Raw genomic sequence first — 1,674 nt, forward strand, 5'->3', positions numbered from 1 at the left:
TCAGGGGTATATTTTAATTTTGTCATCGGGATAGTCTCTCAGAATATTGACTCTCCGACAAACCCGGTACGGTTCAGAATGGGCAAACTAAGGAATTAATATCCTTCAGAAACTCCAGCGCAATTCTCGCTACTTTCAGTAAGCGACTCTGGCTCAATCATGATAGTCTGACTCAATCAAATCGAGGTAAATCGATCCATCACAATTGGAGCAGAAATTATGCTTGAATACATTCTTGAATGATGCTGAAAAGTCTTTGAGTTTTAATTAATAAATAAGAGTATCCATGTCTACCCTCAACTTTACTTATTTTCAGATAGCAACCAATCGAGAGCACTCATTTTTACAATACCATTATAATTCGCTTCAGTCCCTATCGTGTCTAAGGTAAGCAAATACTTGGGATAAGAATCAGAAATTTTCTGTAATGGACGTAACTCTCGGCTGAGTGTCTCCTCATTGAGCGTTTCTAATGCCACCTGATAATAAGTTAAATTCTGTAAAGTATCGACAGCAACAAAATCAATTTCATATTCATCAACCCGCCCTACATAGACCGTATAACCTCGTCTGACAAGCTCAAGATAAATCACATTTTCTAAGATATGACCTTGATCAGCATTAGCATCAGGCAACATAATCCGGCGCAATCCGACATCAACTAAATAGTATTTTTCAGAGGATTGTAATAACTCACGCCCGCGTACTTTAAATTGTGCGGCACTATAAAATAACAAACTGTCCTGTAAGCCCTGAATATAGCGTTTTACTGTTTCAAATGAGATTTTAACCCCACTTGAAACAAAGGTATTTTTAATTTTATTGATGGAAATGGGTGAGCCTGTCACGCTTGCCAAATATCTTGCGACACGCTCGAGAGAGTTAATATCGGCCGTATTCAAACGGGGAATAACATCTTTAAACATTACACTGGCATAGACCGCTTGCAAGTAATCATAGGTTTCCTGCTGGCTGGTCATGGCAAGCGTATAGGGGAAACTACTGCGCGTGTACATGGCATACAAATCACGATTGGATAATTGTTGGATGATCGGATTATTTTCAATATGCCACTGTTTAAACTCTTGGAATGACAAGGGTAAAACATGTTGCTCGATATAGCGTCCTGTGAGTAACGTCGCAAGTTCTCCACTCAGAAAGAATGCATTTGAACCTGTAATATATAAATCGATATAATCCCGAACATATAAAGAGTCGACTACTTTTTCAAAATTGGTAACATGCTGTATTTCATCTAAAAAAACATAGTTTTTCTTGCTTTCATCAACTTTTGACAATACATAATCATGTAGTTTACGGTAATCGGTGAGTTCTTCAAATTCCATAAATTCAAAGTTGATGGCAATGATGTTTTCGGCTTGTACACCCTGTGCTTTTAGGTCTTGTTGAAACATCGCCAGCAAGGTGGATTTTCCAGAGCGACGTACACCCGAAAGTACTTTAATGACATCACGGTTTTGCCATGTATTCAGAAATTTTAAGTAGCTATCACGTCGAATATTAGTTTTTCTCATTGTTTGCACTTAAACTCTAAAGTTTTAATTAATTCTATCAAAGTTTAGATACCAAGTGGAAGTATATAGGACTTACGCATTGACGGATTCAAAAAAGTATTAAAATACTTTATAAAGTATCTGTGATCAGACGAATTAA

General features: G+C 37.0%; 1 protein-coding gene. It reads right to left on the reverse strand.

From position 1 onward, the window contains the following. Positions 1–302: 302 nt before the first annotated feature. Complete coding sequence (locus PV763_RS17540; protein WP_420938290.1) at positions 303–1,535, reverse strand: ATP-binding protein; 1,233 nt, start codon at positions 1,533–1,535, stop codon at positions 303–305. Positions 1,536–1,674: the final 139 nt, after the last annotated feature.

The organism is Acinetobacter sp. AS5 (assembly GCF_048957595.1).
GTDB lineage: Bacteria > Pseudomonadota > Gammaproteobacteria > Pseudomonadales > Moraxellaceae > Acinetobacter.